We start from the raw sequence: 26044 nt of genomic DNA, 5'->3' as shown, positions 1-26044 counted from the left end.
AGGTGACCCATGCGTATCGATCGTTTAACCAGCAAATTACAGTTAGCTCTATCCGACGCCCAATCGCTGGCCGTCGGTCTTGACCATCCCGGCATTGAACCGGCGCACTTGATGCAAGCCATGCTTGAGCAGCAGGGCGGCTCGATCAAGCCCCTGCTGATGCAGGTCGGTTTCGACGTCAACAGCCTGCGCAAAGAGCTGACCAAACAGCTCGATCAGCTGCCAAAAATCCAGAACCCCACCGGCGACGTCAACATGTCGCAGGATCTGGCGCGCCTGCTCAACCAGGCCGATCGCCTGGCCCAGCAGAAGGGCGATCAATTTATTTCCAGTGAGTTGGTGTTGCTCGCCGCCATGGACGAGAACAGCAAGCTCGGCAAATTATTGCTCGGCCAGGGTGTGAGCAAGAAAGCCCTGGAGAACGCGATCAACAACCTGCGCGGCGGTGAGGCGGTCAACGACGCCAACCACGAGGAGTCGCGTCAGGCGCTGGATAAATACACCGTCGACCTGACCAAGCGCGCCGAAGAAGGCAAGCTCGATCCGGTGATCGGCCGTGACGACGAAATTCGCCGGACCATTCAGGTGTTGCAACGCCGCACCAAGAACAACCCGGTATTGATCGGTGAACCTGGCGTGGGTAAAACCGCCATCGCCGAAGGCCTGGCCCAGCGGATCATCAACGGCGAAGTGCCGGACGGCCTGAAAGGCAAGCGCCTGCTTTCCCTCGATATGGGCGCACTGATTGCCGGTGCCAAGTACCGTGGCGAGTTCGAAGAACGCCTGAAATCCCTGCTCAACGAACTGTCGAAGCAGGAAGGGCAGATCATTCTGTTCATCGACGAACTGCACACCATGGTCGGCGCCGGTAAAGGCGAAGGCTCAATGGATGCGGGCAACATGCTCAAGCCTGCATTGGCCCGTGGTGAATTGCACTGCGTCGGCGCAACCACGCTCAATGAATACCGCCAATATATAGAGAAGGATGCGGCCCTCGAGCGGCGCTTCCAGAAAGTGTTGGTGGATGAGCCGAGCGAAGAAGACACCATCGCCATTCTGCGTGGCCTCAAAGAACGCTATGAAGTTCACCATAAAGTGGCGATTACCGACGGCGCGATCATCGCCGCGGCCAAGCTCAGTCATCGCTACATTACCGACCGTCAGTTGCCGGACAAGGCGATCGACCTGATCGACGAAGCCGCCAGCCGCATTCGCATGGAGATCGACTCCAAGCCGGAGGTGCTGGACCGTCTGGAGCGTCGTCTGATTCAGTTGAAGGTGGAGTCCCAGGCGCTGAAGAAAGAGAGCGACGAAGCGGCGATCAAGCGTCTGGAAAAACTCCAGGAAGAAATCGTCCGTCTCGAGCGTGAGTATTCGGACCTCGAAGAAATCTGGAACTCGGAAAAAGCCGAGGTTCAGGGTTCTGCGCAGATCCAGCAGAAAATCGAACAGTCCCGTCAGGAACTGGAAGCTGCGCGCCGTAAAGGCGACCTGAACCGCATGGCCGAGCTGCAATACGGGGTGATCCCGGACCTGGAGCGCAGCCTGCAAATGGTCGACCAGCATGGCAAAAGCGAAAACCAGTTGCTGCGCAGCAAGGTGACCGAGGAAGAAATCGCCGAAGTCGTGTCGAAGTGGACCGGCATCCCCGTGTCGAAAATGCTCGAAGGCGAGCGCGACAAGCTGATGAAGATGGAAAGCCTGTTGCACCAGCGTGTGATCGGCCAGGACGAAGCGGTGATCGCGGTATCCAACGCGGTGCGGCGTTCGCGGGCCGGGTTGTCCGACCCGAATCGTCCAAGTGGTTCGTTCATGTTCCTCGGCCCGACCGGTGTCGGTAAAACCGAGCTGTGCAAGGCGTTGGCCGAGTTCCTCTTTGATACCGAAGAGGCGATGGTGCGGATCGACATGTCCGAGTTCATGGAGAAACATTCCGTGGCTCGACTGATTGGTGCGCCACCAGGCTACGTGGGCTATGAAGAGGGCGGTTACCTGACCGAGGCGGTGCGTCGCAAGCCTTATTCGGTGATCCTGCTGGATGAGGTCGAGAAGGCCCACCCGGACGTCTTCAATATCCTGCTGCAAGTGCTGGAAGATGGCCGCCTGACGGACAGCCATGGCCGCACGGTGGATTTCAAGAACACCGTGATTGTCATGACCTCCAACCTGGGCTCGGTACAGATCCAGGAACTGGTCGGTGATCGTGAGGCTCAGCGCGCAGCGGTGATGGATGCGATTTCCACGCACTTCCGGCCGGAGTTCATCAACCGGGTCGACGAAGTGGTGATCTTCGAGCCATTGGCACGGGATCAGATCGCGGGCATTACCGAGATCCAGTTGAGTCGTCTGCGCAGTCGCCTGACTGAGCGGGAACTGAAGCTGGAGCTCAGCCCTGAGGCCATGGATAAGCTGATCGCGGTTGGCTACGACCCGGTGTATGGCGCACGGCCGCTCAAGCGAGCGATTCAGCGCTGGATCGAAAACCCGCTGGCGCAGCTCATTCTGTCGGGTCGTTTCATGCCCGGCGATACCGCCAAAGGCATTGTGGAAAACGACGAGATCGTCTTCGCCTGATCCACGCCGGCAACAAAATTGAAGAGGCCTCGCATTGCGAGGCCTTTTTTTCGTCAGGTTGTTGAACTGAAAGGAAAAGGCTTGTAAAGTGCGCCCCGCAGTAAGTCGCCCTGAAGGGTTCCCGCTCCCCAAGCAGGAATCTGAAATAAGTTGCAAATCATTAACTTGAAAGCAATTTAGGGGGTTGACAGAGGTGCTTAAGATTGTAGAATAGCGCGCCTCAGACACACGAACGCAGCGATGCGAACGGGTCGAAGAGAACGCAGTAAAGCTTCACCGTTGTAAATTGAAATATGTAGTTCCGTGATAGCTCAGTCGGTAGAGCAAATGACTGTTAATCATTGGGTCCCAGGTTCGAGTCCTGGTCACGGAGCCAATTTCAAACCGGGGTATAGCGCAGTCCGGTAGCGCGCCTGCTTTGGGAGCAGGATGTCAGGAGTTCGAATCCCCTTACCCCGACCATTTTTGGGTCGTTAGCTCAGTTGGTAGAGCAGTTGGCTTTTAACCAATTGGTCGTAGGTTCGAATCCCACACGACCCACCATTTTTGAAACCAGTTAGCGCTGGAATCGAATCTTAAGATCAGACGCCAAAAGCTCTGTTCGCAGAAGGCGCCTTTCAAAGGTGCCTTTTTTTTACCGGGGTATAGCGCAGTCCGGTAGCGCGCCTGCTTTGGGAGCAGGATGTCAGGAGTTCGAATCCCCTTACCCCGACCATATTAAAAATCCTCGTATCGAAAGATACGGGGATTTTTTTTGTCTTCGAAAAAGCCGAATCCTATCAAGTCGTCGTACAACTAGCCGATAACGAGCTGTCGGGGCGCAAACGCGGCCCCCCATTCAAGCCAACAACAAGAAAGGCGCTCGTTATGTTTCTTCGTCAGCTGAATATTGCCCCCCGTGCCGCGCTGGGTTTTGCCTTGATCGCTGTGTTGGTGGCGTTGCTCGGGGTGTTTGCCCTGGGGCAAATGGCGAGCATTCGCGAGAGCGAGGTGGCCGTGGAGAAGCAGTGGCTCCCCAGCATTCGCGGGGGTGACGAGATTCGCGAACTGATGTTGCGTATCCGCACCATTTCCTTGCGCATGGCGCTGGATCAGGACCCAAAGAACATTCCGACCTACCGCGGTCAGATGGACACTCGCGACAAGGAATTGAGCGAGAAGATCGCGGTCTATGACCAGTTGGTCAACACCGCCGAAGGCCAGGCCTTGTATGACCAGTTCAAAACCACCTTTGCCGCCTATCGTACCGGCATTGCCCAGTCGTTCACCCTCGCAGAGCAGGGTCGCCGTGACGAATTGACCAGGCTGCTGCTGGTTGACATGAAAACCGTGGTCGATGGCTCCGGCAAACAACTCAGTGATCTGGCGGACCTGTTCGCCAAACAGGTCGCCGCTGAGAGCCAGAAATCCGCAGCGCACTACGAAACGTCGCGGACCATCGTCAGCCTGTTCATCGCCCTCGCGGCGCTGGCCACTGTCGGCCTGGCCATGTTGCTGACCCGCAGCATCGTCCGCCCCCTGAACGAAGCCCTGACGGCTGCGGAGAGCGTGGCGCAGGGCGATCTGACCCGGCCGATAGCAACCCATGGCAACGACGAAGTGACTCGTTTGCTCAAGGCACTGGCGACCATGCAGCAGAACCTGCGAGAAACCTTGCAAGCCATCAGCGGTTCAGCGACTCAGCTGGCCACGGCGGCGGATGAATTGAATGCTGTCACTCTCGACAGCACCCAAGGCCTGCAACAGCAGAACAACGAAATTGAGCAGGCCGCCACGGCGGTCAACGAAATGACCTCGGCCGTGGAAGAAGTGGCGCGCAACGCCGTGTCGACTTCTGATGCTACCCGCCAATCCAGCGAGTCAGCGCAATTGGGGCAGGAGCGGGTCAGCGAAACCGCCAGCGCGATCAGCGCCTTGGCCAAGGATGTGCAGCACACCGGTGAGTTGGTGCAGTCGCTGGCCAATCAGTCCCAGGACATTGGCAAAGTGCTGGATGTCATTCGGGCCATCGCCGAGCAAACCAATCTGTTGGCGCTCAACGCCGCCATTGAAGCGGCGCGCGCGGGTGAAAGTGGGCGCGGTTTTGCGGTGGTAGCCGATGAAGTGCGTGCATTGGCGCATCGTACGCAGCAATCGACTCAGGAAATCGAGCAAATGGTTCAGGGCATGCGCAACGGTTCCAACCTGGCGCTGGACTCCATGAATGCCAGTGCTTCCCGTGCCACGAGTACGCTGGTGTTGGCTGAACGGGCCGGTGACGCATTGCAGACCATCACGGCCTCGGTCCACGAGATTCACGAGCGCAATCTGGTGATCGCCAGTGCTGCGGAAGAACAGGCTCAAGTCGCTCGGGAAGTGGATCGCAATCTGGTGAATATCCGTGATCTGTCGGTGCGTTCCGCCTCCGGTGCGGATCAGACCAGTGCTTCCAGTCATGAGTTGTCGAAGTTGGCCAATGCTCTGCAGGGCATGGTGCAGCGCTTTCGGGTGTAAATCCGCCAGACAAAAAAGCCGCGTTTCTCGATCGAGAAACGCGGCTTTTTTTCTGGGAGGCTTAAGCGCCGTCCTGGTCTTTCAGGTGCTCGAACAGGCCTTTTGGCATTTTCTTGCCGTTGGCTTCGAAGTTGGCTTTGACGTTGTCGTAAGCCTCTTGCTCGTCGATGAAGCCGTCGTGGTTGGTATCGATCTTGTCGAAGTTGGACTTAGGCGCAACTTTCTGGAATTCGGCGCGGGACACCTTGCCGTCACCGTCGGTGTCGGTTTTTGCCATCGATGCATCGCCGCACTTGCCTTCTCCACATTTGCCTTCAGGGGTTTTCACCACCTGTTCGGCCGAGGCCAGCAGGTAGCCCTGGGTCAAAGGCTGCGAAGCAAAAGCGGAGCCGGTCAACATCATGCCGCCAGCGAGGACTGCACCGAGCAAACCGATAGTGTTTTTGGTGGTACGGGACATTTCAATTCTCCAGGGTTGCACGACACAACCATTCGATAAAAGACGCCACGTAAGTGCGGCGATCACCGTAGCTGGCGGGACGCCTTGCTCGGATGTGGCCATTTAGCGGGCGAGGTGTATCGCTACTGTGTCGCGCAAGGGGGGAGTTTGTAACCGAAGGGGCGAAATTGCGGGGGGAGATACAGTGAGACACAGATCTCAAGGTTGTGATTGAAAAATGTGTGAGCGAGCCTGCTCGCGAAGCGGTGTATCAGCCAACTCACGTGGCGATTGACACTCCGCTATCGCGAGCAGGCTCGCTCCCACAAGGGATGTGTGTCAGTGCAACTTCAGCCGCGGCTCAGTCCCGCGCCCGATTTTGCTGCCCAGCATCAACATTGCCGTGCGGAATGCGCCATACAGCGCCATCTGGTGCATGCGGTACAGCGACACATAAAACATCCGCGCCAGCCAGCCCTCAAGCATCACGCTACCCGTCAGGTTGCCCATCAAGTTACCCACAGCCGAAAAACGCGACAGCGAAATCAACGAGCCGTAGTCGGTGTACTTGTACACAGGCAACGGCTTGCCTTCGATCCGCAGCTTCAGCGATTTGGCCAGCAGCGACGCCTGTTGATGCGCTGCCTGGGCGCGCGGCGGCACGTTGCGATCGGTACCCGGCTGCGGACAGGCGGCGCAGTCACCGAAAGCGAAGATGTTCTCGTCGCGGGTGGTTTGCAGTGTCGGCAGCACTTGCAGCTGGTTGATCCGATTGGTTTCCAGACCGTCGATGTCCTTGAGGAAACCTGGCGCACGAATGCCCGCGGCCCAGACCTTGAGGCTGGCGTTGATCACTTTGCCGTCGGCGGTGATCAGGCTATCGGCGGTCACTTCACTGACGGCCGCATTGGTCATGACGTTGACCCCGAGTTTCTCCAGGGTTTTATGCACAGGGCCGCCGATCCGTTCCGGCAATGCTGGCAGTACCCGTGGACCGGCCTCGATCAGGGTGATGTGCATGTTTTCCGGTTTGATCCGGTCCAGGCCGTACGCCGCCAGTTCATGTGCGGCGTTGTGCAGTTCGGCCGCCAGTTCGACGCCCGTGGCGCCGGCGCCGACGATTGCCACGCTGATCTGCTGCACCACATCCGTCTGCCCGGCGTGGGCGCGCAAATAATGGTTCAACAGTTGCTGGTGGAAGCGCTCGGCCTGTTTGCGGGTGTCGAGGAACAGGCAATGCTGCGCCGCGCCCTGGGTGCCGAAATCGTTGGTGGTGCTGCCTACGGCGATCACCAGCGAGTCGTAAGGCACTTCACGCGCCGGCACCAATTCCAGGCCGGCCTCATCGTAAGTGGCCGCCAGCTGGATTTTCTTCTGTGCGCGATCAAGCCCGCTCATGCGCCCCAGCTGGAACTCGAAGTGGTTCCATTTTGCCTGGGCGACATAGTTGAGTTCGTCTTCGGAAGAGTTAAGGGAACCGGCCGCGACTTCGTGCAACAGCGGTTTCCAGATGTGGGTCAGGTTCGCGTCGACCAGCATCACACTGGCCGTGCCGCGCTTGCCCAGAGTCTTACCCAGACGGGTAGCCAACTCCAGACCGCCGGCGCCGCCGCCAACGATGACAATACGATGAGTCATGGGGATATCTCGCAAGGCTAAAAGAAATCGGTGCAATTACCCGAGCGAGCGCGATGCAGCTCATAGCGTCAGGTAACTGATAAATCGGCTCAACAAGCCCAGGCCAATGGTCACTGCCAACACCACCACCAGGAGCATCCACGGCCGGAAAGGCCGGCGCTCGACTCGGTGCTGGGACAGGTGCAGGTACTCTTCGACATGTTTCTGGTCGTCGGGGTTCAGGCGGCTGGTCATATCGGGCCTCGTCATCGGGTAGACGTTGCTGAATTGATAGAAGCTACAGGGGTTTTTACCCCACATTGAACGGAGCATAGCCGCTGGCGGGAATCGGCTCGACACTGACTGTATCGTCCAGCCGAATGATTCCACTTTGTAACACTCGTGCGGTGATTCCGCCATGTCCGCGAACGGCCTGGAAAGTGCCGGGGCCGAGGTTGTTTTGCAGGCGTGCGCAAGGCTGGCACCAACCGGTGGTTTCGAAAATCGCCTGGCCGATTTTGAAGCGGCGACCCTTGAGGCTGAACAGGTTTATCCCGCTGACAACGAGGTTGCGCCGCAAATCACCAGGCAGGACCGGATTGTCGTCCGGTCGGCCCATCAGCGAACTGATCACTGGCAGATGCTCCCATTGAATCAGTGTCACCTGTCGCGCATTGCGTACGCCGGGACGGGCCCGATCGCCGGTCAGGCCGGCCTCGAGACGCGCTTCCACGGCCTCCAGCTCGATCATCGGCACATGCGGTTGGGGGCGCACGCCGATCCAGCGTACACGGCCGGTTTGCGGGACTTCCGCGATCAGCTCCTGCAGCGGACTCACAGGCTGATCCCGACATCGAAGACGATGCTGCGACCGAGGTTGCTGCGCAGGAAATCCGGTGCGTCGGGATGCGCAAACAAAACCCGGGCGAATGTCGGACCGACCAGTGACAACGAGCGCCAGCCCTGACGCAAGTATTCGGTGGGTGGCGGGAAATGGCTGTTGAGGTCGAGCACTTCGCGCTTGAGGCTGGCAAAGGCGATGATGTCCAGTTCGCCCAGGTCCATGCCGCGTTCCTTGTAGTTGTGCGCTTTTTTGCGCAAGGTCGGCGCCAGTCTCAGCAGGAATTCATTGGCCGGAATGCGCCTGGGCTTGGCTTCTCGGCGCACCAGCGAACTCAAGGAAAACGCACTGCGTCGCCGCTGCAGCTCATCGCGCCACTCATCATTGAGACGCCGGCCCTCGTCGAGCACGAAAAACACTTCGAAATTCGCATCGCGAAACAGCACGTCCGGCGGTTCGCCGGCGGGAGCGAATTCGTCGACGCGGTAAGGAATGTTCAGGCCTTGCAGCAGGCGCTGGCACACCCAACGCTCACGCTCCCATTTGCGGGCATTGGAAAGGAACGCGTTGGCTTGCTCGGCCGCAATGGTCAGCAGGCGTAGATAATCTGAGTCATCCATAGGCCCAAGCTTAGCGTTCAAATGCGACAAGCTGAAAGCTTTGCGTTGAAACGAGGACGTAATGCCCCGGCAGGCGTCATCGCTGATCGGATGGTAGCTGCGGTGCTTCTTTGATCGTTGTCGCGGCGATGGGGTGTGCAATACAGGCGGTGTAGACTGGATTCATTGCGCTCAAGCGCCTCAACGAAGGGGAATGTCGTGAAATTATGGCCCGTGTTATTGCTCAGTCTTGTGCCTCTTTGGGCTCAGGCGCTGGAAGTGGGGGAGCGGCTGGCGCCGTGGACCTTGCTTGATCAGTTCGATCAGGCCTTCACGCTCGACAATCAGACTCAGACGCTGCTGGTGGCGCGCAGCATGGACGCCGCGAAGCTGGTCGACGCGGCACTGCAGGGCCAGCCCAAGGGCTATCTGGAGGCCCGGCACGCGGTATTTGTCGCGGATATCCAGCGCATGCCCCGGCTGATCGCGAAGATGTTCGCCGTGCCGGCCATGCGCGATTATTCCTATCGCGTGATGCTCGACCGTGACGGACGCGTGGCGCCGCGCTACCCCGGGGCCGTGGATAAAGTGTTGTGGTTGGAGCTCAAGGACGGTCAAGTGGTCGGTGAGCACGAATACGCCACGGCGGCGCAACTGCGTGAGGCACTGGAGAAGGCCCGGCCGTGATCGGGCTTCAGTGCGTTGACTTGTTCGGCCGCAAGGGTCAGCAGGTGTAAGTCGTCGGGGTCATCCATAGACCCCGGCTCTCCAAAGTAATCGCCAGGAAAACTGTTTGTCGCGCAGGAGCAAAGCCTGCCGCGACATCCCTCCTTCTCGCGCCCGATTCAGGGCCCTGCACAAAACGGATAGCGATCTGCGCAAAGCGGATATTGCCCCGCGCCCGGCAACTTTACCCTCGGCTTTACGGGACGTTAGCCGCTTTACCGACGCTCTGAAAAAAACAACAACAAGAGATAAATGCCATGCGCAAGATTGACGTACATGAGGTTATCGACAACGCACGATTCAACCGCTTCCACTGGATGGTGCTGTTCTGGTGTGCGCTGATCATCATCTTCGACGGTTACGACCTGGTGATTTACGGGGTCGTGCTGCCGATGCTGATGAAAGAATGGGGGCTCAGTCCTTTGCAGGCTGGCGCTCTGGGCAGTTACGCGCTGTTCGGCATGATGTTTGGCGCGCTGTTTTTCGGCCCGCTCTCGGACCGGATCGGCCGCAAGAAAGCCATCACGATCTGCGTGATGCTCTTCAGCGGTTTCACCGTGCTCAACGGTTTTGCGCGTAACCCCACCGAGTTCGGGATTTGCCGGTTCATCGCCGGACTGGGCATCGGCGGAGTGATGCCCAACGTCGTGGCATTGATGAACGAGTACGCGCCGAAGAAAATCCGCAGCACGCTGGTGGCGATCATGTTCAGCGGTTACTCCGTGGGCGGCATGCTCTCGGCGGGGCTGGGCATCGTGCTGATCCCGAGCTTCGGCTGGCAGTCGGTGTTTTACGTCGCGGTGCTGCCGTTGGTGTTGTTGCCGCTGATCATGTACTTCCTGCCCGAGTCGGTGGGTTTCATGCTGCGACAGGGACGCAATGAAGAGGCGCGCGCCATTCTTCAGCGGGTGGATCCGGCGTACATCGCGCAGAGCAGCGATCAGCTGCACATGAACGAAGTGAAGGGCACCGGCACCCCCGTTCTGCAACTGTTTCGCGAGGGCCGGGCGCTGCGCACGCTGATGCTGTGGCTGGCATTTTTCTGCTGCCTGCTGATGGTCTACGCCTTGAGTTCGTGGCTGCCGAAACTGATGGCCAACGCCGGATACAGCCTGGGCTCGAGCCTGTCGTTCCTGCTGGTGCTCAACTTCGGCGCGATTTTCGGCGCGGTGGGCGGCGGCGTTCTGGGTGACAAGCTGAACCTGCCGCGGGTGTTGGCGGTGTTCTTCGCCATGGCAGCCGTGTCGATCACTTTGCTGGGCTTCAACAGCCCGATGCCAGTGTTGTACTTGCTGATCGCTATTGCCGGCGCCACCACCATCGGTTCGCAGATTCTGCTGTACGCCTGCGCCGCGCAGTTCTACTCCATGACCATTCGCTCCACCGGTTTGGGCTGGGCCTCGGGCATCGGGCGCAACGGCGCGATTGTCGGACCGCTGCTGGGCGGGGCCTTGCTCGGGATCAGCCTGCCGCTGCAACTCAACTTCATGGCGTTCGCCTTGCCCGGTGCGGTGGCCGCGATCGCCATGACCGTGTTCGCCATCAGCAGTCAGCGCAGCACCCGACAGTCGTTGGCGGATTTACGTCATGGTGCGGCGGGCGGGTCTGTCGGCGAAGCTTCATGAGGGCGTTCGTCCGGGATTTTTCCCTGTCGGCGGCGGTCGCTGGATTTATCGCCACGGTTATTTCCTACGCCGGCCCGTTGGTGATTATTTTCCAGGCGGCCGAGACCGCGCAGTTGTCGCGGGAAGTGCTGTCGTCGTGGGTCTGGGCGATCTCCATCGGCAGCGCGGTGCTCGGTATCGGGTTGAGCCTGCGTTACCGCGTGCCGGTGATCATCGCGTGGTCGGCGCCGGGCTCGGCGCTGTTGGTGGCGCTGTTGCCGGGGATCTCCATGCCGGAAGCGGTGGGGGCTTATCTGGTCAGCAGCCTGATCATTTTCCTGGTCGGCGTGTCGGGAGCGTTTGACCGGATCATCGGCAAACTGCCGGCGGCGATTGCGGCGGCGATGCTGGCGGGGATTCTGTTCAGTTTCGGTACAGGGTTGTTCGTTTCGTTGCAGGGCAAGCCATTGCTGGTGCTGGCGATGTTTGCCACGTACCTGGTCTGCAAACGGTTGATGCCGCGTTATGCGGTGTTGATGGTGCTGCTGGTGGGCTGCTCGATGGCCTTTCTCGCCGGCGATTTGCACAGCGAAGCGTTGGTGATCGGCTTGGCCACGCCGGTGTGGATCACGCCCGAGTTCAGCCTGAGCGCCACCCTGAACATTGCGTTACCGCTGGTCATGGTGGCGCTGACCGGACAGTTCGTGCCCGGCATGGCGGTGCTGCGCGCCAGCGGTTACGCCACGCCGGCCGGTCCGATCATCGCCAGCAGTGCCTTGGGCACGGCGTTGTTGGCCCCGTTCGGCTGTCACGGACTGAATCTGGCAGCGATCACCGCGGCCATTTGTACCGGCCGCGAGGCCCATGAAAACCCTGGCAAGCGCTACGTCGCCGGGGTGGTCGGCGGGCTCTGTTACCTGGTGCTGGGGATCTTCGGCGCCACTCTGGTTTCACTGTTTTCGGCGTTCCCCAAAGAACTGATTGCGGCACTCGCCGGGCTGGCGCTGTTCGCCGCGATTGCCGGGGCGTTGGCCGGCGCCATGGCGGTGCCGAGTGATCGGGAAGCCGCGCTGGTGACCTTCCTGACCACCGCGTCGGGCATGTCGCTGTTGGGTTTGTCCGCAGCTTTCTGGGGCCTGATTTTCGGCATGGTCACCCATGTGTTGTTAAACGCCCGTCGCGAAAGCGCGGCGGCTGAAGCACTTCCAACTGTCGATCAATAAAAATAAGAGAACAAACGATGAAACAGATTTTTCCAGCAACCGGTCCAGTGTTGTCCATGGCGCTCGTCTCGGGTTTCTCCGCGGGGGCGATGGCGGCCGAGAGCGGCTTTATCGAAGACACCACGGCCACCTTGCAAGCTCGCAATTACTACTTCAGTCGGGACTTCTCCGACATCGTCGGGGCGAACAAGCAGTCGAAGGCTGAAGAGTGGGCGCAGGGTTTCATCCTCAACGTCAAATCCGGTTACACCCAAGGCCCCGTGGGATTCGGTGTGGATGTGATCGGCTTGCTCGGGCTCAAGCTCGACAGCAGTCCGGATCGGGTCAATACCGGTTTACTGCCCGTTAAAGATGACGGGCGCGCGGCGAATGATTACAGCCGTCTCGAAGCGGCGCTGAAGGTGCGTTTCTCCAAAACCGAGCTGAAAGTGGGCGAGTTGCAGCCCAATCTGCCGGTGCTGGCGTTCAGCGATATCCGTCTGCTGCCGCCCAGCTATCAGGGCGCAAGCATCAGTTCCAACGAGATCAATGGCCTGACCTTGCAGGGTGGCCACTTGAACACGACCAGCCTGCGCAACGAGGCCGGCGACGAAAAGATGCAGGCCATGCTCGGCCACGTGCCGCAACGTCAGGTCAGCAGTGACGGCTTTAATTTCGCCGGTGCCGATTACGCCTTCAACGATAAACGCAGTTCGGTCAGTGCCTGGTTCGGGCAACTGGAAGATATCTACAACCAGCGCTTTCTCGGTCTCAAGCACAGCGAACCGATGGGGGACTGGATTCTGGGCGCGAACCTGGGTTACTACGATTCGCGCGAAGACGGCAAGAAGCTGCTGGGCAACATCGATAACCAGGCGTTCTTCTCGCTGTTGTCCGCCAAGCGCGGTGGCCACACGTTTTATGTCGGTTATCAGGGAATGTTCGGTGACAGTGCTTTCCCACGGGTCTTTGCCAACATCTCGCCGCTGGGCAATGAGGTGCCCACCTACGAGTTCGCCTACACCGATGAACGCTCCTGGCAAGCGCGCTACGACTACGATTTCGCCGCCCTCGGCGTGCCGGGGCTGACCAGCACTGTGCGCTACATCTCCGGCAACAATGTCGATACCGGGCAAGGCTTCGAGGGCAAGGATCGCGAGCGTGATCTCGACCTCGGCTACGTGCTGCAAAGCGGCAGCCTCAAGGGCCTCGGAATTCGGGTGCGTAACGTGATGGCCCGCTCCAACTACCGCAGTGATATCGACGAAAACCGCCTGATCCTCAGCTACACCTGGACGCTGCTATGACCATTGAAAAAGAACAACCGTCGTACAACATCGGTTTGCAGGTCAAGCTGGAGCAATTGACCGAGTCGGTGCTGCAAACCGAGGAGGACATGCGCTTTGCCAATCAACTGGCGCGCACGGCCGGTGATCGGGTCAAGGCGAGTGCGCAGAGCATGCAGTCGTCGGCCAGTGTGCTGGAGGATCTGAACCTCTACATGCAGCGTCTGGATCAAGTGTTCGATGAGCTCGGCAGTCAGTCGATGCGCATCGGCGCGATTGTCGGCAGCATTCAGGACATCGCCCGTCAGACCAACCTGTTGGCGCTGAACGCGGCGATCGAGGCGGCGAGGGCGGGCAGCCATGGCCGAGGGTTTGCGGTGGTCGCCGATGAGGTGCGCAATCTCTCCCGTCAGGCGGCGGACTCCAGTGCGCAGATCCGGCAAATCGCCACGGGGCTGGAACAGTCGGCGGAGCAGGCGCGCCAGGGGCTTCAGCAGCTATCCGGTTCAACCCGCCTGGGGCTGGAAAAGGCTGGCGTGGCGTTGCACTCGATGGGTGAACTGCAAAGCGGTGCGGTGGCCAGGGTCGAGGTGGTCGAACGGATCATGGCGCGTCTGGCCGGTCTGCATGATTTGGCGTTGCAGGCGAAACGGCTGATCGTGTGAGTCGTGGGTTACCCGGCTTTACAGGCTGCTGGTGCAGTTGCCCATGACTGGGTAGGTCACGCTGTGGGTCTGGCCTTGATGGTCGATGTAGACCATGGTTGCCGGTACGACATCGCACGCGGTTGCGGTGTCGGTCACTGAAACCACCTTGGCGATGTCCAGCGGTTGCGCCGGGTTGTATGGGGTGGCGGCTGGCTCGTGGGTGGCGGCCATGGCTGACGTGGCAATGAGGCTCAGAAGCAGGGTGGTCAGGATTTTCATTTTTGTCGGCTCGGGGTTGGTTCTGATGCTTTGAAGTCTAGTCCTTCGCTGGGGGTGATAAAGGTGGCTGGGGCTGATTCAGTTTTGCAGGAAGCGTAATAATCGCTCGGGTTGATTGGGGGCACAAACGGCGGTGTAGACTGAAAACCTGTCCTCTCCCGGCAAAGAAAAAGGAGCAAGCCCAGCCATGATCGGCGCCGAACTGCTGACCCCGGAAACCCTCGCCGTCGGATGGCTGATCTACGTCCCAGCCCTGATCTGGGCCGTCGCACGTGCCCCGTGGGTCGAACTGTTCAGCGACAGCCGCCGCCAGCACCTGCTGTTCGGCACCGTATTCGCCCTGTTCATGCTCTGGCTGGTACGACGGGATTTCGACACCGGCGTGTCCTATCACTTCATCGGCATGACCGCAGTGACCCTGCTCCTGGACTGGCCGATGGCAATCGTCGGCGGACTGGTCGCACAAACAGGCCTGGTCCTGCTCGGACGCCAGGACCTCGCCGCCGTCGGGGTCAACGGCGCGTTGTTCATTCTGCTGCCCGTGCTGGTCACCGAGTGCTGTGCCATCCTGGTCGAGCGAGCGCAACCGCGAAACCCCTTCGTTTACATCTTCGTTTCCGGCTTCTTCGCAGCGGCGCTATCGGCCTTGCTGTGCCTGTTGCTGGCCCTGTGGTTGTTGTGGTTCAACGAGCTTTTCGTCATGCCCTATTGGCTGGAGGATTTTGTCGGTTACCTGTGGCTGATCATCTTTCCCGAAGCGTTCATCAACGGCATGGTCGTCAGCGCACTGGTGGTGTTCAGCCCGGAATGGCTGGAGACCTTCAACCGCACACGCTACCTTTCGGCGCCCTGGAAGGACGACGACCCGAAATCTTGATCCACATCAAATCCAAAAAACGTCGACGAATCCATGCTCCGCAAAACCTTCAGGAGCATCGAAATGAGTGTCTACGAATGGGCAAGGCTGGAGTTGCGCCACAGTCTGGATGCAGCGCAGGAAGTCGGGTTTGATCCGGGGTTGAGCTTGCGCGCCTTGCTCAGTGCAGTGGTGCAGCAGAGCAAGGCGGTACGCAGTATCGAGGATCTGGCGGATGAGTTGCAGTTTCTTGCCGAGAACCTCGATGACGGTCAGGACTACGGCTTTATGCGGCCCTGAATCCCGGCCTCAGTGACGTGGTTCGAAGTCTTCGCTGAACAGTTCGTCTTCGGCATCCGGGCTCACCGGGATCTTGTGTTCTTCCGACGCCCACGCGCCCAGGTCGATCAGTTTGCAGCGGTCCGAACAGAACGGCCGGAATTTGCTTTCCGGGGTCCATTCGACAGGGGCGCCGCAGGTTGGGCAATCGACGGTTGGGATCTGGCTCATGACTGGCCTCCACGCAAAGTAAGGTAAAAGTGATGCAGGCGCTCGACCTCGCTGTGCAGCCAGGCGAGGTCGCGGTCATTGACCACCACATCGTCGGCATGGCTCAGGCGATCCTGGCGGCTGGATTGCGCCTTGAGAATCGCCTGGACCTGTTGTTCGCTGGTCTGGTCGCGCTGCAGGGTGCGTTCGATCTGCAGTTGTTCGGGCGCATCGATCACCAGCACGCGCTGGGTCATAGCGAATTGACCGGACTCGATCAGCAACGGCGAAACCAGAATCGCGTAAGGCGATTGTGCCTTGCCTAGGTGATCGGCAATTTCCCTGGCGATCAGCGGATGCAAAAGCGCCTCGAGCCAGAGGCGTTGCTCAGGCACTTCGAAGATCAGTTTGCGCAATGCCGCACGATCCAGTTGACCGTCGGCCTGCAACACGCCGGGGCCGAAATGTTCGGCAATCTGTGCCAGCGCCGGGCGCCCCGGCTCCACCACCCAGCGCGCCGCATGATCAGCATCGACCACATGCACGCCCAGGTCGATGAAGTGCTGGGCAGCCGCGCTTTTGCCGCTGCCGATGCCACCGGTCAGGCCGAGAATCCAGGGTTTTTCCACAGGGGTATTCATTTCAAACCGACAAACTGCCAATAGAAGTCGGTTATTTGACCACCCCAGAGCAACGCAATCCAGCCGGCAATCGCCAGATAGGGACCGAAGGGGATCGGCGTCGAGGCTTTAGCGTTGCGCAGGCTCAGCAAAATAACGCCGATAACGGCACCGACCAGAGACGACAGCAGAATGGTGAGCGGCAAAATCTGCCAGCCACCCCAGGCGCCCAGCATGGCCAGCAGCTTGAAATCGCCGTGGCCGATGCCATCCTTGCCGGTGATCAGCTTGAACAGCCAGAACACCGACCACAGCGCCATGTAGCCAGCAATTGCGCCCCACAGTGCCTCGGTCAATGGCACGAACAACTCGAAGCTGTTGACGATCAATCCCAGCCACAACAGCGGCAGCACCAGTACATCCGGCAACAACTGATGCTCGGCGTCGATCAGGCTCATGGCCAACAAACCCCAGGTCAACACCAGCACCATCACGGCCTGCCCACCGAAACCGAAATGCCAGGCGATGAACGCTGACAGCAGGCCGCACGCCAGTTCGGTCAATGGATAGCGTTTGCTGATGGGGGTTGCGCAGCTGGCGCATCGCCCACGTAAAAACACATAACTGAGCAGCGGAATGTTTTCCCAGGCGCGGATCCGGTGCCCACAGTGCGGGCATTGGGAATGGGGCAGCATCAGGTTGTAGGTCGGGAGCGGTGTTTCGCCAGGCAAGCCGAGAATTTCATAGGCCTGCAGTCGCCATTCGCGCGCGAGCATTTTCGGCAGGCGCCAGATCACTACGTTGAGGAAGCTGCCGACCAGCAAGCCGACCACCAGTGCAATGCCGACAAACGCCAGCGGGTACAGGGTCAGGATTTCGTTCAGGGGCATGTCAGATCGCATTGCCGAGTTGGAAAATGGGCAGGTACATTGCAATCACCAGGCCGCCGACGATAACCCCCAGCACCACCATGATGAACGGCTCCATCAGACTGGTGAGGTTATCGACCATGTTGTCGACTTCGGCCTCATAGAAACTCGCGACCTTGTCGAGCATGTCATCCAGTGCGCCGGACTCTTCGCCAATGGCGGTCATCTGGATCGCCATGTTCGGAAAGATGCCGGAGGTGCGCATGGAGAAATTCAGCTGCATCCCTGTCGACACATCCTGCTTGATGCGCAGCACCGCACGCTTGAACACGATGTTGCCGGTCGCGCCCGCCACCGATTCCAGCGCCTCGACCAGCGGCACGCCAGCGGCAAAGGTGGTCGACAGTGTGCGGGCGTAACGGGCCACGGCGGACTTGTACATCAGCGTGCCAATCAGCGGCAGTTTCAACAGCCAGGTGTCGGTCCGGTCGCGAAAGCCTTGTGATGTCCTGAAGGCGTGGCGCACACCGAATATCGCCGCGATCAACACGCCAAGCATCAGCCACCACCAATCCTGCATGAACTGCGACAGACCGATGACCATCACCGTGAACGCCGGCAATTGCGCACCAAATCCTTTGAACACCGACTCGAATTGCGGCACCACCTTGACCAGCAGAATCCCGGTGACGATGATCGCGACGAACACCACGGCCAGGGGATACGTCATGGCTTTCTTGATCTTGGCCTTGAGGCTTTCGCTCTTTTCCTTGTAGGTCGCGACGCGCTCCAACAGGGTGTCCAGCGCGCCGGCCTGTTCGCCGGCATCCACCAGGTTGCAGTAGAGCTCATCGAAATACTGCGGTTTTTTACGCAGGGCGGCGGCGAAACTGTTGCCCGCCGCGACCTCCTGTTTCACGTCGTCCACCAGTTTGCGCATGGCCGGGTTATCGAAGCCTTCGCCGATGATGTCGAACGACTGCAACAGCGGCACCCCGGCTTTCATCATGGTCGCCATCTGCCGGGTGAACAGGGCAATGTCATGCGCCTTGATGCGTTGGCCGAGGCTGAAAATCGCGGCGGACTTCTTGCGCACCTTGCCGGGATTGATGCCTTGCTTGCGCAATTGCGCCTTGATCAGCGCCGGGTTCTGACCGCTGAGTTCGCCGGTCATTTTCGTGCCTTTTTTATCTGTGCCTTCCCAGGCGTAAACGCTGATTTTCGCTGCTTTGACCGCCATGTTCAGTCCTTGGTGACCCGGTTGATTTCTTCAAGGCTGGTGATGCCTTGCATGGCCTTGATCAGCCCGGAAGTACGCAGGTCGTTGAAGCCGTCCTTGCGCATCTGGATATCGATTTCCAGCGAATTGCCTTCGGCCATGATCAGCCGTTGCAGGTCAGGTGTGTTCTTCACCACTTCATAAATTCCCACGCGCCCCTTGTAGCCAACGTTGCACTGGTCGCAACCGACCGGTTCATAGATCGTGAACGAGCCAATGCGTTCCTCGGGGAAGCCTTCCTTGATCAACGCCTCGCGGGGAATATCGATGGGACTCTTGCAATGGCTGCACAGTTTGCGCGCAAGGCGCTGGGCGATGATCAGACTGACCGAGGTGGCGATGTTGAACCCCTGAATGCCCATGTTGTGCAGGCGGGTCAGGGTTTCCGCGGCGCTGTTGGTGTGCAGGGTCGACAGCACCAGGTGACCGGTCTGGGCGGCCTTGATGGCGATCTCCGCGGTTTCCAGGTCACGGATCTCGCCGACCATGATCACATCCGGGTCCTGGCGTAAAAACGAACGCAGCGCCTGGGCAAAGCCCAGTCCCTGCTTGGGGTTGACGTTGACCTGGTTGATGCCTTCCATGTTGATCTCCACCGGATCTTCGGCGGTGGAGATGTTGATGTCCACGGTGTTGAGGATATTCAGCCCGGTATAGAGCGACACGGTCTTGCCCGAACCGGTAGGCCCGGTCACCAGGATCATCCCTTGTGGTTGCTTGAGCGCGGCCATGTACAGGTCTTTCTGGCCCGGCTCGTAGCCGAGGGCGTCGATGCCCATTTGGGCGCTGGACGGGTCGAGGATCCGGATCACCACTTTCTCGCCCCACAGGGTCGGCAGGGCATTGACCCGGAAGTCGATGGACTTGCTCTTGGACAGGCGCATCTTGATCCGCCCGTCCTGGGGTTTGCGTCGCTCGGAGATATCGAGGCTGGCCATGACTTTCAGGCGCGCGGCGATGCGGTTGGCCAGTTGAATCGGTGGCTTGGCGACTTCACGCAACATGCCGTCGGTGCGCATCCGCACGCGGTAGGTTTTCTCGTAGGGTTCGAAGTGCAGGTCGGATGAGCCGCTCTTGATTGCGTCGAGCAACATCTTGTGGACAAAGCGCACCACCGGCGCGTCGTCGGCGTCTTGCCCGGCGATGGCGTCCTGGTTGCGGTCGTCGATCGACTCGATGTCGACGCCATCGAGGTCGACGTCGGCCATGTCTTCGAGGCCGGAATTGTGGCTGTCGAAAAATTTCTCGATGGCGTCGCTGAGCTTGTCGTCCTCCACCAGGATGGCTTCGGTGTTCAGCCCGGTGCTGAACTGGATATCGTTGATGGCCTGGTAATTGGTCGGGTCGGAAACGCCGACGAACAACTTGTTGCCGCGCCGCCAGAGGGGCAGGGCGTTGTGCTGGCGAAGCAGTTTTTCGCTGACCAGCCCTTTGGGTTGGGACTCTTTGTCCAGGCAGTGGAGGTCCAGCAGCGCCATGCCGAAATGCTCGGAGGCGATCTCGGCGATCTGACGGCTTTTCACCAGTTTGTTCTGCACCAGATAACTGACCAGGGAGAGTTTCTGGCGTTGGGCTTGCTGATACGCCTGTTGCGCGCTTTTGTCAGTGAGCAGTTCGGCCATGACCAATTGCTTGGCCAGACCGCTAAGGGCGATGTCATTCATTGGGATACCGGACGCAGACAGTTCATGACTTATAGCCTAGTCAACCCAAGGAGCCAAACCAGCGCTGCTCTGGTGACAAAAAGTGTCAGTTAGTGCGGACCTTGGGTGCAGACAAAAGCGCCGCGTTGTTCTCGCGCCCCGTTAACAGGGGATTAACGGATTGGCACGGGCTGTGCTGCGGCTAATTCAGATCATGAGATGTCGACTCATGCATGGAGCTTGTCTATGAATACTCAAAAAGGTTTTACGCTGATCGAACTGCTGATCGTGGTGGCGATCATCGGGATTCTGGCGACATTTGCGTTGCCGGCTTATTCGAAATATCAGGCCCGGGCGAAAGTGACGGCAGGGTTGGCAGAGATTGCAGCATTGAAAGTGTCCTTTGAAGACCTGATGAATGCCGGCACTGCAGAACCCACCACACTGGAAGGCGCCGGAACGACTACGCAGAACTGTGCAATCGCTGTCACCGGTACGGTTGCTTCGGGCGCTGGCACCATCGTCTGTACGCTGCAGAAGGCTCCCGCTCCTGTAGCAGGTAAAACCATTACGCTGACGCGCAGCGCTACAACGGGCTGGTCATGCGCCACCGGCGTCACTGCCGATTACGCACCGCCTGGTTGCACAGCCTCTGCAACGTAATGCTGCAGACGGGTCAACAGAAGAATGCCTCATCGTCAGATGGGGCATTTTTTTTGGGGGGAAACGTCAAGTTTGCCGGCGATGCTCAGCAAGGCATAGAAAACCCCGAGAATTCATGGCCTTAGGCCCACGCCAAAACCCGCAACTTGCATGTACATATTTTCAAAGTCATGCAATTTGCATGATTCCGAAAATTTCACTTTTATATATATCATTGATTTATAACGATTTTTTATCTGTCTCAAACTTGGCACAGCGTTCGCAATATACCTAGTAACCCTGCTGACAAGACATGCAGCAGACTTTATGAAAAAACAGGAGTTACTCGTATGAAGAAGTTCGCTATCGCTGCCGCTACTGCTACCGCGCTGACCCTGACCATGGCCAACGCTGCATTTGCTCAAACCACCCAGGCTACCCAGTCCCCAATGGTGCTGGCTGCTGGTGAAGTGACAGAAGCCAAAGAAGCAACCTCTGACACCTGGATCACCACCAAAGTCAAAGCTGACCTGGTGACCGAAAAAGGCATTCCTGGTACCGACATCAAGGTTGAAACCAACAAAGGTGTTGTTTCCCTGTCGTCTACCGTCGCGGTGACTGACGCTCAGAAAGCCACTGCTGTGGCCATCACCAAGAAAATCAAAGGCGTCAAAGCGGTCTCCGCTGACGGCCTGAAAGCCGAGTAAGGCAAGACTTCTCGCCTGGACCGGGAGAAGACGCGGTAGACGGGCCGAGTCATACGTCCGCCGCGACTTGAGAGTTCATGCGACGGCCACAAGGATGTGGCCATTACAGGCCCCGGACATTCGTGTTCGGGGCCTGTTCTATTGTGGGCGCACAAAAAAAGATCGCTGCCTTCGACAGCGCCTACAGATATCCACATTCCCTGTAGGCGCTGCCGAAGGCTGCGATCTTTTGCTCTTCAGTTACCGCGCTTGCTGGTGATCTGCTTCAACCGATTCCCTTCAAACCGCAGATACTGGTACATCCCGCCGCTGGGTCCGTAGGTCCATTCCTCGACCTGGAATTCTTCCCGGCGATTGGCACTGCGCTTGTAGCCCAACAGATCGCGGCTGACCGGCTCACCGCACTTCTGCAGCACCTCGCTGGACCTGTCCCCGACGCTGACCAACTGACTGCCGCAACGCAGGGTATCGGCGGCCGAAGCCTGACTGGCCGCGAGTGCCAGGGTCAGGCCGAACAGCAATTGTCTGAGCATCACTCGGCGTCCAGATGCAGTGGTGTCACCACCTTGCCGTCACTTTCCGCTTCGCCGAGGCTGGCGTCGATGAAATACACGCGGTCGTCGGCCAACTGTCCCTTGTCGACCAGATAATCCTTGATGCTGCTGGCACGGTCCTGGCCCAGTTGGCGCAACAGCACGTCGCTGGTACTCCAGAACTTGATCACGTCCGCGCGCATTTTCGCGGTGCGTTCTTCCTTGCCCAGATCCTTCCATTCGGCGGGTGGCTGGGTTTTCAGGCGAGTGCGGTAGATGCCTTCCAGCAGCGGGCCTTTCTCGCTGTCCGGTACTTGCAGCAGCGAAGCCTGCGCCGGCACCTTGTCGCCGCGACGCTGGAGCATTTTGTAGTAGTTGTACTGGTATTCCCGCTCCAGGCGTTGCTCGGCGATCGGCGGGCCATCACTGCTGGCGGCAGCGGTGCCTTCGATTTCCAGGCGCAACGCCGGACGTTCCTTGAGGGCCTGGGACAGTTTGACCAACGAGCCCTCGGCCTCCTTGCTCAGGTCGCTGGAACCTGGTGCGAACGACACCGTGCCCAGGTCTTCCGAGCCACCGCCACTGACCAGTCCGCCGATCATTTTGAACGGCGCGGCGGCGGCCTTGACGATCAGGTTGCGCAGGGTCTGCCAGACAATCGGCATGACGCTGAATTGTGGATTGTTGAGGTCGCCGGTGACCGGCAGTTCGATGGAAATCTTGCCGTCGACGTCCTTGAGCAGGGCAATCGCCAGTTTCAACGGCAGGCTGACGGCGTCCGGGCTGTCGACCTTTTCACCGAGCTGCAACTGCTCGACCACCACTTTGTTTTCAGCCTTGAGCTGACCTTTGGTGATCAGGTAATGCAGGTCGAGATTGAGCCGGCCCTTACGGATACGGTAGCCGGCGAACTTGCCGGAGTAGGGCGTCAGCGTGGTCAGCTCGACGCGTTTGAAACTGGTGGCGATGTCGAGGCTGGCCATTGGGTCGAACGGATTGACCGAGCCCTTGATGGTCACCGGTGCGTAGCGATCGACCTTGCCTTTGATGTCCACGGTCGCCGGTTTCGCCTGACGGCTGTCGATGGTGCCGATCTGGCCGTTGAGCTGTTGCACGGCGGTGGCGAAGTTCGGGGTCAGACTGAAGTCGGCAAAGTTGGCCGAGCCGTCATTGATGGCAACCCCGCCAATGTGGATGCCCAGCGGTTTGTCCTTGCTGGCGGCGGGTTTGGCGGCGGCCGTTTTGGCCCCGGAGTCGGGCGGTTGCGGGATCAGCAGGTCATCGACGTTGGTGGTGCGGTCATCGTTGATCATGAAGCGCACATAGGGCTGGAACAGGTTGATCCGGTCGATCGACAGGCTATCGCCGTGCTGATAATTCAAGCCTTCGACCACCACCTGCTGCCACTTGAGAAAGTCGCGGGTTTTCAGGGTGTCGAGGGTGTGCAGCTGATCGATTTGCGCGCGTCCTGTCACGCTGAGCGCCAACGGCTCGGTGCTTTTCAGGTTGACTGCGAGGTCGCTGCCAAGCATGCCGCTGCGCAGTTCGAGGCGAATGAACGGGTTGATGTAGGACTGGGCAACCCGCAGGTCGATGTCCTTGGTCTGCACGTTGAGCCTGGCGCTGACCGGGGCCAGATTGACCTCGCCATCGGCGGTGATCTTGCCTTGCTTGCCCACGCCGGTGTCGAGCTTGAGGGTAAAGGGCGAGCCATTGAGGCTGTCGAAATTCTGCAGGTCCAGGTTCAGCGGGGTCAGGTCCAGCGTCACGACGGGTTGCGCTTTTCGATCAGCCAGGTGCACCTGGTAATCGCGCAGTTGCACGTCCTTGAGCACTACCTGCCAAGGCTTGCTCGGCGCGGCAGGCGCTTTCGGCGAGTCGGCGGCCGCCGGCGTGCTGACGGGCTCGGCTTTGGCCTTGGTCGCTTCTTTGGACGGTTGGCTGGCGAACAGTTTCTGCCAGTCGAGTTGGCCGTCCGCTTCGAGCGCCGCCCAGGTTTCCAGTTTATTGCTGCGAATCTTGCCGACCACGACTTGCTGTTTGGCCAGGTCCACGGTGGTGTCGGTGATGTCCAGTCGCGCGAGTTTCGCCAGCGGTCGACCGTCCGGGGCATTGATGGCGAAAGGCGCGACGCTGACCGCTACGTTGCTCAGCAGCAGTTCGGTTTCCTTGGACAAGTTGAGCTTGTAGTCGGTGCTCAGGTTCAGCACGCCGTTTTCCAGCACCAGCGGCAGCGCGTCGCGCACATAAGGCCAAAAGGCTTTCATCTGGCCGTCGGTGATTTTCAGCTTACCTTCGGAGGCGATCGGGATCAGGCTGAAATTGCCGGTCCAGTCGAGTTGCCCACCGTTCGGGCCGATGGCCACAAGGGTCATGTCGGCGCTGTCTTCGGGCAGGGTGCTGAGGTTGTTCAGCTCGAAATCGAGTTTGTCGTAGAGGAACTCGATGGCTTCGCTGGGGCGATCGTCCTTGAAGTGCACGACACCGTCCGCCAGTTTGATCCGCTCTATGCGCAGCGGAAACGGTTTGGCGTCCGGGTCGGCCGGGGTCGGTTCGCTGGCGGGGATGTTGAACAGACCGAGCAGATTGAGCTTGCCGTCCTTGCCAAAGAGGATTTCGGTCTTGGGTTTGTCCAGCTCGATATCCGACAGATGCAGTGCTTTGGTCCAGAGGCTGTCGATCTGCAGGTTGGCGTACAGGCGTTCGAAGCCGACCTGTTCCTTGCCCGGCTCGCCGATGATCAGGCCCCATAGGGTGACTTCAAGGCTGAAGGGGTTGAGTTCGATTCGCTGAATCGTGGCGGGCGTCGTGGCGTAGTTGGCCAGTTGCTGGTTGGCAACCCGCAATGCGATGCCCGGCAAAATCAGAAACCCCAGCAGGCTGTAGAGGGCCAGAGCAGTCAACAGGGCGCCGATAGCGCGGATCAATCCTTTGGGCATGTGTGGCTTCATCTGTCTGAATCGGAGTGCGTTGGAGTATGGCACGCGAATCCGGTTCCGAAGCCACCCTGCGTTATAGGATTTATCTGAAATTTTCTTTGGGATTCACAGTTGCAGGATCAGGGTTTTCAGCGGTGGCTGTTGATCCATGGACGGGAAATCGCCGCCCGGTTTCATCACCGTCCACTCGCGCACCGGCCTCCCGGCTTTCTCGGCGCAACGCAAAACCTGTTCGCGCCAGTCGTCCATGCTGACTTTTGCCAGGTTGTTGCAGCAGATCAGCACGCCATTGTCGGCGGTGGTCAGCAGCGCCGGTTTGAGCAGGCTCTGGTAGTCGCGCAGCAGGTCGACGGTGCCGAAAGCGCTCTTGGCCCAGGCCGGTGGGTCCAGCAACACCAGATCGTATTGACGTTGTTCCAGGCGTTGATAGCTCGGCAATTTTTGCCCGCGGCGCTGGCTGATGGGCAGGCCGGCGAGCTGGCGAATGGCCGGGAAGTAATCGGACTGGATGAACTGCATGGTCGGCAACTGCGGATTGAGCAGACCGTTTTCGCGGCCAACCGCCAGATTGCCTTCGGCGAAATCCAGGTTGCACACTTCGCTCGCGCCACCGGCCGCAGCGCTCAGGCCGACGCCGCAGGTGTAGGCAAACAGGTTGAGCACGCTTTTGTGCTTGCTGTGTTCCTTGACCCAGCCGCGGGTGTTGCGCAGGTCGAGGAACAGCAGCGGGTCCTGACCGGCGTGACGGCCGCGGACCCGGTAGTTCAGGCCCCATTCGTGGCCGACCAGGTCTTGCAGGGCGGCTTCGTCGGCGCGGTAAACGGTGTCTTCGCGGTCGATGCGCGAGTTGCCCCGGGAGCGGTCGTTGTAGACCAGCAGGGTTTCGAAGCCCAGGTGTTGATTGATCGCCTCGTGCAGTTGCAGCAGGTCATCGCGCTCCAGGGCCTGGTGAAAGCTCTGTACCAACAGTTGCGGGCCGTAGCGGTCGATGGTCAGGCCGCCGGCGCCTTCCTGGCTGCCATGGAACAGGCGATAGCAATCGGTGCCTTGCTGATGCAGTTCGGCAAGCAGGTCCTGGCGATGATCGAGGGCGGCGCGCAGCGCCTGATTCAAGGAAGACATGCTGAGCGCCTTGCAGGAGGGAGGGAATTTGGCGCGGG

25 protein-coding genes and 4 tRNA genes are annotated in these 26044 nt (G+C 59.4%); 15 read left to right on the top strand and 14 right to left on the bottom strand.

Translation table 11 applies throughout. The annotated features are described in order from the left end of the window. Positions 1 to 9 precede the first annotated feature (9 nt). The 6 genes from clpB to ACM6IQ_RS06475 all read left to right on the top strand — a co-directional run bounded on the left by clpB (position 10) and on the right by ACM6IQ_RS06475 (position 5067). Positions 10 to 2574, top strand: coding sequence for an ATP-dependent chaperone ClpB (gene clpB, locus ACM6IQ_RS06500; RefSeq protein ID WP_414878311.1), 2565 nt, complete (start codon positions 10 to 12; stop codon positions 2572 to 2574). A 300-nt stretch (positions 2575 to 2874) separates the two neighbouring features. After that, positions 2875 to 2950: transfer RNA gene (locus ACM6IQ_RS06495), tRNA-Asn, on the top strand. Between the two features lie 9 nt (positions 2951 to 2959). Beyond that, positions 2960 to 3036, top strand: a tRNA-Pro gene (locus ACM6IQ_RS06490). A gap of 5 nt (positions 3037 to 3041) precedes the next feature. Further along, positions 3042 to 3117: transfer RNA gene (locus ACM6IQ_RS06485), tRNA-Lys, on the top strand. Between the two features lie 95 nt (positions 3118 to 3212). Next, positions 3213 to 3289 (top strand) — tRNA-Pro (locus tag ACM6IQ_RS06480). Between the two features lie 152 nt (positions 3290 to 3441). Beyond that, positions 3442 to 5067, top strand: coding sequence for a methyl-accepting chemotaxis protein (locus ACM6IQ_RS06475; protein WP_414878310.1), 1626 nt, complete (start codon positions 3442 to 3444; stop codon positions 5065 to 5067). A gap of 61 nt (positions 5068 to 5128) precedes the next feature. Here ACM6IQ_RS06475 and ACM6IQ_RS06470 read toward each other — a convergent pair whose 3' ends face one another. The 5 genes from ACM6IQ_RS06470 to ACM6IQ_RS06450 form a co-directional block, all read right to left on the bottom strand. Next, positions 5129 to 5527, bottom strand: coding sequence for a hypothetical protein (locus tag ACM6IQ_RS06470; protein WP_017340833.1), 399 nt, complete (start codon positions 5525 to 5527; stop codon positions 5129 to 5131). Between the two features lie 318 nt (positions 5528 to 5845). Then, positions 5846 to 7144, bottom strand: a complete 1299-nt coding sequence (locus ACM6IQ_RS06465; RefSeq protein WP_017340832.1) for an NAD(P)/FAD-dependent oxidoreductase — start codon at positions 7142 to 7144, stop codon at positions 5846 to 5848. A gap of 60 nt (positions 7145 to 7204) precedes the next feature. Next, on the bottom strand, positions 7205 to 7378 hold the full coding sequence (locus ACM6IQ_RS06460; protein WP_008028730.1) for a DUF3094 domain-containing protein: 174 nt from the start codon (positions 7376 to 7378) through the stop codon (positions 7205 to 7207). Between the two features lie 55 nt (positions 7379 to 7433). Further along, on the bottom strand, positions 7434 to 7961 hold the full coding sequence (locus ACM6IQ_RS06455; RefSeq protein ID WP_017340831.1) for an MOSC domain-containing protein: 528 nt from the start codon (positions 7959 to 7961) through the stop codon (positions 7434 to 7436). Continuing rightward, on the bottom strand, positions 7958 to 8584 hold the full coding sequence (locus ACM6IQ_RS06450; RefSeq protein ID WP_017340830.1) for a DUF1780 domain-containing protein: 627 nt from the start codon (positions 8582 to 8584) through the stop codon (positions 7958 to 7960). Before ACM6IQ_RS06450 ends, ACM6IQ_RS06455 begins: the two co-directional genes overlap by 4 nt. Before the next feature lie 198 nt (positions 8585 to 8782). Here ACM6IQ_RS06450 and ACM6IQ_RS06445 point away from each other — a divergent pair, with 198 nt between their 5' ends. From ACM6IQ_RS06445 to ACM6IQ_RS06425, 5 genes are all read left to right on the top strand, one after another. Continuing rightward, positions 8783 to 9250, top strand: coding sequence for a hypothetical protein (locus ACM6IQ_RS06445; protein ID WP_017340829.1), 468 nt, complete (start codon positions 8783 to 8785; stop codon positions 9248 to 9250). 296 nt (positions 9251 to 9546) lie between these two features. Beyond that, positions 9547 to 10914, top strand: a complete 1368-nt coding sequence (locus tag ACM6IQ_RS06440) for an aromatic acid/H+ symport family MFS transporter (protein WP_414878309.1) — start codon at positions 9547 to 9549, stop codon at positions 10912 to 10914. After that, a complete protein-coding gene (locus tag ACM6IQ_RS06435) occupies positions 10911 to 12116 on the top strand; it encodes a benzoate/H(+) symporter BenE family transporter (RefSeq protein ID WP_414878308.1) in 1206 nt (401 codons plus the stop codon). Before ACM6IQ_RS06440 ends, ACM6IQ_RS06435 begins: the two co-directional genes overlap by 4 nt. A 17-nt stretch (positions 12117 to 12133) precedes the next feature. Then, a complete protein-coding gene (locus tag ACM6IQ_RS06430; protein ID WP_017340826.1) occupies positions 12134 to 13402 on the top strand; it encodes an OprD family porin in 1269 nt (422 codons plus the stop codon). Next, positions 13399 to 14046: a methyl-accepting chemotaxis protein gene (locus tag ACM6IQ_RS06425; protein ID WP_017340825.1), complete on the top strand. Its 648-nt coding sequence runs from the start codon at positions 13399 to 13401 to the stop codon at positions 14044 to 14046. The genes ACM6IQ_RS06430 and ACM6IQ_RS06425 overlap by 4 nt, the downstream gene beginning before the upstream one ends. Before the next feature lie 18 nt (positions 14047 to 14064). Here the strand turns inward: ACM6IQ_RS06425 and ACM6IQ_RS06420 are convergent, their stop codons facing one another. Next, positions 14065 to 14307, bottom strand: a complete 243-nt coding sequence (locus ACM6IQ_RS06420; RefSeq protein WP_414878307.1) for a DUF2790 domain-containing protein — start codon at positions 14305 to 14307, stop codon at positions 14065 to 14067. A gap of 187 nt (positions 14308 to 14494) precedes the next feature. Here ACM6IQ_RS06420 and ACM6IQ_RS06415 point away from each other — a divergent pair, with 187 nt between their 5' ends. After that, entirely contained in the window at positions 14495 to 15184 is a 690-nt protein-coding gene (locus ACM6IQ_RS06415) for an energy-coupling factor ABC transporter permease (protein WP_017340823.1), read from the top strand. A gap of 63 nt (positions 15185 to 15247) precedes the next feature. Continuing rightward, the gene (locus tag ACM6IQ_RS06410) at positions 15248 to 15463 is read left to right on the top strand and encodes a hypothetical protein (RefSeq protein WP_414878306.1); all 216 of its coding nucleotides are present in this window, start codon (positions 15248 to 15250) and stop codon (positions 15461 to 15463) included. Between the two features lie 9 nt (positions 15464 to 15472). Here ACM6IQ_RS06410 and yacG read toward each other — a convergent pair whose 3' ends face one another. From yacG to pilB, 5 genes are read right to left on the bottom strand one after another with little or no spacing between them, the layout of a single operon-like run. Next, positions 15473 to 15673 carry a DNA gyrase inhibitor YacG gene (gene yacG / locus ACM6IQ_RS06405; RefSeq protein ID WP_017340821.1) on the bottom strand — a complete coding sequence of 67 codons (201 nt, stop codon included), beginning with the start codon at positions 15671 to 15673 and terminating at the stop codon, positions 15473 to 15475. Next, the gene (gene coaE / locus ACM6IQ_RS06400) at positions 15670 to 16293 is read right to left on the bottom strand and encodes a dephospho-CoA kinase (RefSeq protein WP_017340820.1); all 624 of its coding nucleotides are present in this window, start codon (positions 16291 to 16293) and stop codon (positions 15670 to 15672) included. The genes yacG and coaE overlap by 4 nt, the downstream gene beginning before the upstream one ends. After that, positions 16290 to 17162 carry a prepilin peptidase gene (locus ACM6IQ_RS06395; protein WP_017340819.1) on the bottom strand — a complete coding sequence of 291 codons (873 nt, stop codon included), beginning with the start codon at positions 17160 to 17162 and terminating at the stop codon, positions 16290 to 16292. The genes coaE and ACM6IQ_RS06395 overlap by 4 nt, the downstream gene beginning before the upstream one ends. Position 17163: 1 nt before the next feature. Next, on the bottom strand, positions 17164 to 18381 hold the full coding sequence (locus ACM6IQ_RS06390) for a type II secretion system F family protein (RefSeq protein ID WP_414878305.1): 1218 nt from the start codon (positions 18379 to 18381) through the stop codon (positions 17164 to 17166). A 2-nt stretch (positions 18382 to 18383) separates the two neighbouring features. Then, the gene (gene pilB / locus ACM6IQ_RS06385; protein WP_414878304.1) at positions 18384 to 20084 is read right to left on the bottom strand and encodes a type IV-A pilus assembly ATPase PilB; all 1701 of its coding nucleotides are present in this window, start codon (positions 20082 to 20084) and stop codon (positions 18384 to 18386) included. A gap of 225 nt (positions 20085 to 20309) precedes the next feature. Here pilB and ACM6IQ_RS06380 point away from each other — a divergent pair, with 225 nt between their 5' ends. Beyond that, positions 20310 to 20726, top strand: coding sequence for a pilin (locus ACM6IQ_RS06380; protein ID WP_414878303.1), 417 nt, complete (start codon positions 20310 to 20312; stop codon positions 20724 to 20726). A 329-nt stretch (positions 20727 to 21055) separates the two neighbouring features. Further along, positions 21056 to 21412, top strand: a complete 357-nt coding sequence (locus ACM6IQ_RS06375; protein ID WP_017340815.1) for a BON domain-containing protein — start codon at positions 21056 to 21058, stop codon at positions 21410 to 21412. A 236-nt stretch (positions 21413 to 21648) separates the two neighbouring features. Here ACM6IQ_RS06375 and ACM6IQ_RS06370 read toward each other — a convergent pair whose 3' ends face one another. The 3 genes from ACM6IQ_RS06370 to ACM6IQ_RS06360 form a co-directional block, all read right to left on the bottom strand. Then, positions 21649 to 21945 carry a DUF2845 domain-containing protein gene (locus ACM6IQ_RS06370; RefSeq protein ID WP_414878302.1) on the bottom strand — a complete coding sequence of 99 codons (297 nt, stop codon included), beginning with the start codon at positions 21943 to 21945 and terminating at the stop codon, positions 21649 to 21651. Next, positions 21945 to 24896, bottom strand: coding sequence for a DUF748 domain-containing protein (locus ACM6IQ_RS06365; RefSeq protein WP_414878301.1), 2952 nt, complete (start codon positions 24894 to 24896; stop codon positions 21945 to 21947). The genes ACM6IQ_RS06370 and ACM6IQ_RS06365 overlap by 1 nt, the downstream gene beginning before the upstream one ends. Positions 24897 to 24989: 93 nt before the next feature. Further along, on the bottom strand, positions 24990 to 26006 hold the full coding sequence (locus tag ACM6IQ_RS06360) for a class I SAM-dependent rRNA methyltransferase (RefSeq protein ID WP_017340812.1): 1017 nt from the start codon (positions 26004 to 26006) through the stop codon (positions 24990 to 24992). Positions 26007 to 26044: the final 38 nt, after the last annotated feature.

Origin of the sequence: Pseudomonas sp. IT-P100, assembly GCF_949767185.1 — a bacterium.
GTDB classification, from domain to species: domain Bacteria; phylum Pseudomonadota; class Gammaproteobacteria; order Pseudomonadales; family Pseudomonadaceae; genus Aquipseudomonas; species Aquipseudomonas fluorescens_B.
This window is presented reverse-complemented; position numbering and strand designations above follow the sequence as displayed.

Bases quoted from the DNA above. Each gene is read 5' to 3' on its own strand.
- ACM6IQ_RS06375 (WP_017340815.1), top strand. From the start codon at position 21,056: ATGAAGAAGTTCGCTATCGCTGCCGCTACTGCTACCGCGCTGACCCTG.
- coaE (WP_017340820.1), bottom strand. From the start codon at position 16,293: ATGAATACCCCTGTGGAAAAACCCTGGATTCTCGGCCTGACCGGTGGC.
- pilB (WP_414878304.1), bottom strand. From the start codon at position 20,084: ATGAATGACATCGCCCTTAGCGGTCTGGCCAAGCAATTGGTCATGGCC.
- ACM6IQ_RS06450 (WP_017340830.1), bottom strand. From the start codon at position 8,584: ATGGATGACTCAGATTATCTACGCCTGCTGACCATTGCGGCCGAGCAA.
- yacG (WP_017340821.1), bottom strand. From the start codon at position 15,673: ATGAGCCAGATCCCAACCGTCGATTGCCCAACCTGCGGCGCCCCTGTC.
- ACM6IQ_RS06425 (WP_017340825.1), top strand. From the start codon at position 13,399: ATGACCATTGAAAAAGAACAACCGTCGTACAACATCGGTTTGCAGGTC.
- ACM6IQ_RS06435 (WP_414878308.1), top strand. From the start codon at position 10,911: ATGAGGGCGTTCGTCCGGGATTTTTCCCTGTCGGCGGCGGTCGCTGGA.
- ACM6IQ_RS06365 (WP_414878301.1), bottom strand. From the start codon at position 24,896: ATGAAGCCACACATGCCCAAAGGATTGATCCGCGCTATCGGCGCCCTG.
- ACM6IQ_RS06475 (WP_414878310.1), top strand. From the start codon at position 3,442: ATGTTTCTTCGTCAGCTGAATATTGCCCCCCGTGCCGCGCTGGGTTTT.
- ACM6IQ_RS06420 (WP_414878307.1), bottom strand. From the start codon at position 14,307: ATGAAAATCCTGACCACCCTGCTTCTGAGCCTCATTGCCACGTCAGCC.
- ACM6IQ_RS06470 (WP_017340833.1), bottom strand. From the start codon at position 5,527: ATGTCCCGTACCACCAAAAACACTATCGGTTTGCTCGGTGCAGTCCTC.
- ACM6IQ_RS06390 (WP_414878305.1), bottom strand. From the start codon at position 18,381: ATGGCGGTCAAAGCAGCGAAAATCAGCGTTTACGCCTGGGAAGGCACA.
- ACM6IQ_RS06410 (WP_414878306.1), top strand. From the start codon at position 15,248: ATGAGTGTCTACGAATGGGCAAGGCTGGAGTTGCGCCACAGTCTGGAT.
- ACM6IQ_RS06415 (WP_017340823.1), top strand. From the start codon at position 14,495: ATGATCGGCGCCGAACTGCTGACCCCGGAAACCCTCGCCGTCGGATGG.
- ACM6IQ_RS06465 (WP_017340832.1), bottom strand. From the start codon at position 7,144: ATGACTCATCGTATTGTCATCGTTGGCGGCGGCGCCGGCGGTCTGGAG.
- ACM6IQ_RS06370 (WP_414878302.1), bottom strand. From the start codon at position 21,945: ATGCTCAGACAATTGCTGTTCGGCCTGACCCTGGCACTCGCGGCCAGT.
- ACM6IQ_RS06430 (WP_017340826.1), top strand. From the start codon at position 12,134: ATGAAACAGATTTTTCCAGCAACCGGTCCAGTGTTGTCCATGGCGCTC.
- ACM6IQ_RS06395 (WP_017340819.1), bottom strand. From the start codon at position 17,162: ATGCCCCTGAACGAAATCCTGACCCTGTACCCGCTGGCGTTTGTCGGC.
- clpB (WP_414878311.1), top strand. From the start codon at position 10: ATGCGTATCGATCGTTTAACCAGCAAATTACAGTTAGCTCTATCCGAC.
- ACM6IQ_RS06440 (WP_414878309.1), top strand. From the start codon at position 9,547: ATGCGCAAGATTGACGTACATGAGGTTATCGACAACGCACGATTCAAC.
- ACM6IQ_RS06380 (WP_414878303.1), top strand. From the start codon at position 20,310: ATGAATACTCAAAAAGGTTTTACGCTGATCGAACTGCTGATCGTGGTG.
- ACM6IQ_RS06460 (WP_008028730.1), bottom strand. From the start codon at position 7,378: ATGACCAGCCGCCTGAACCCCGACGACCAGAAACATGTCGAAGAGTAC.
- ACM6IQ_RS06360 (WP_017340812.1), bottom strand. From the start codon at position 26,006: ATGTCTTCCTTGAATCAGGCGCTGCGCGCCGCCCTCGATCATCGCCAG.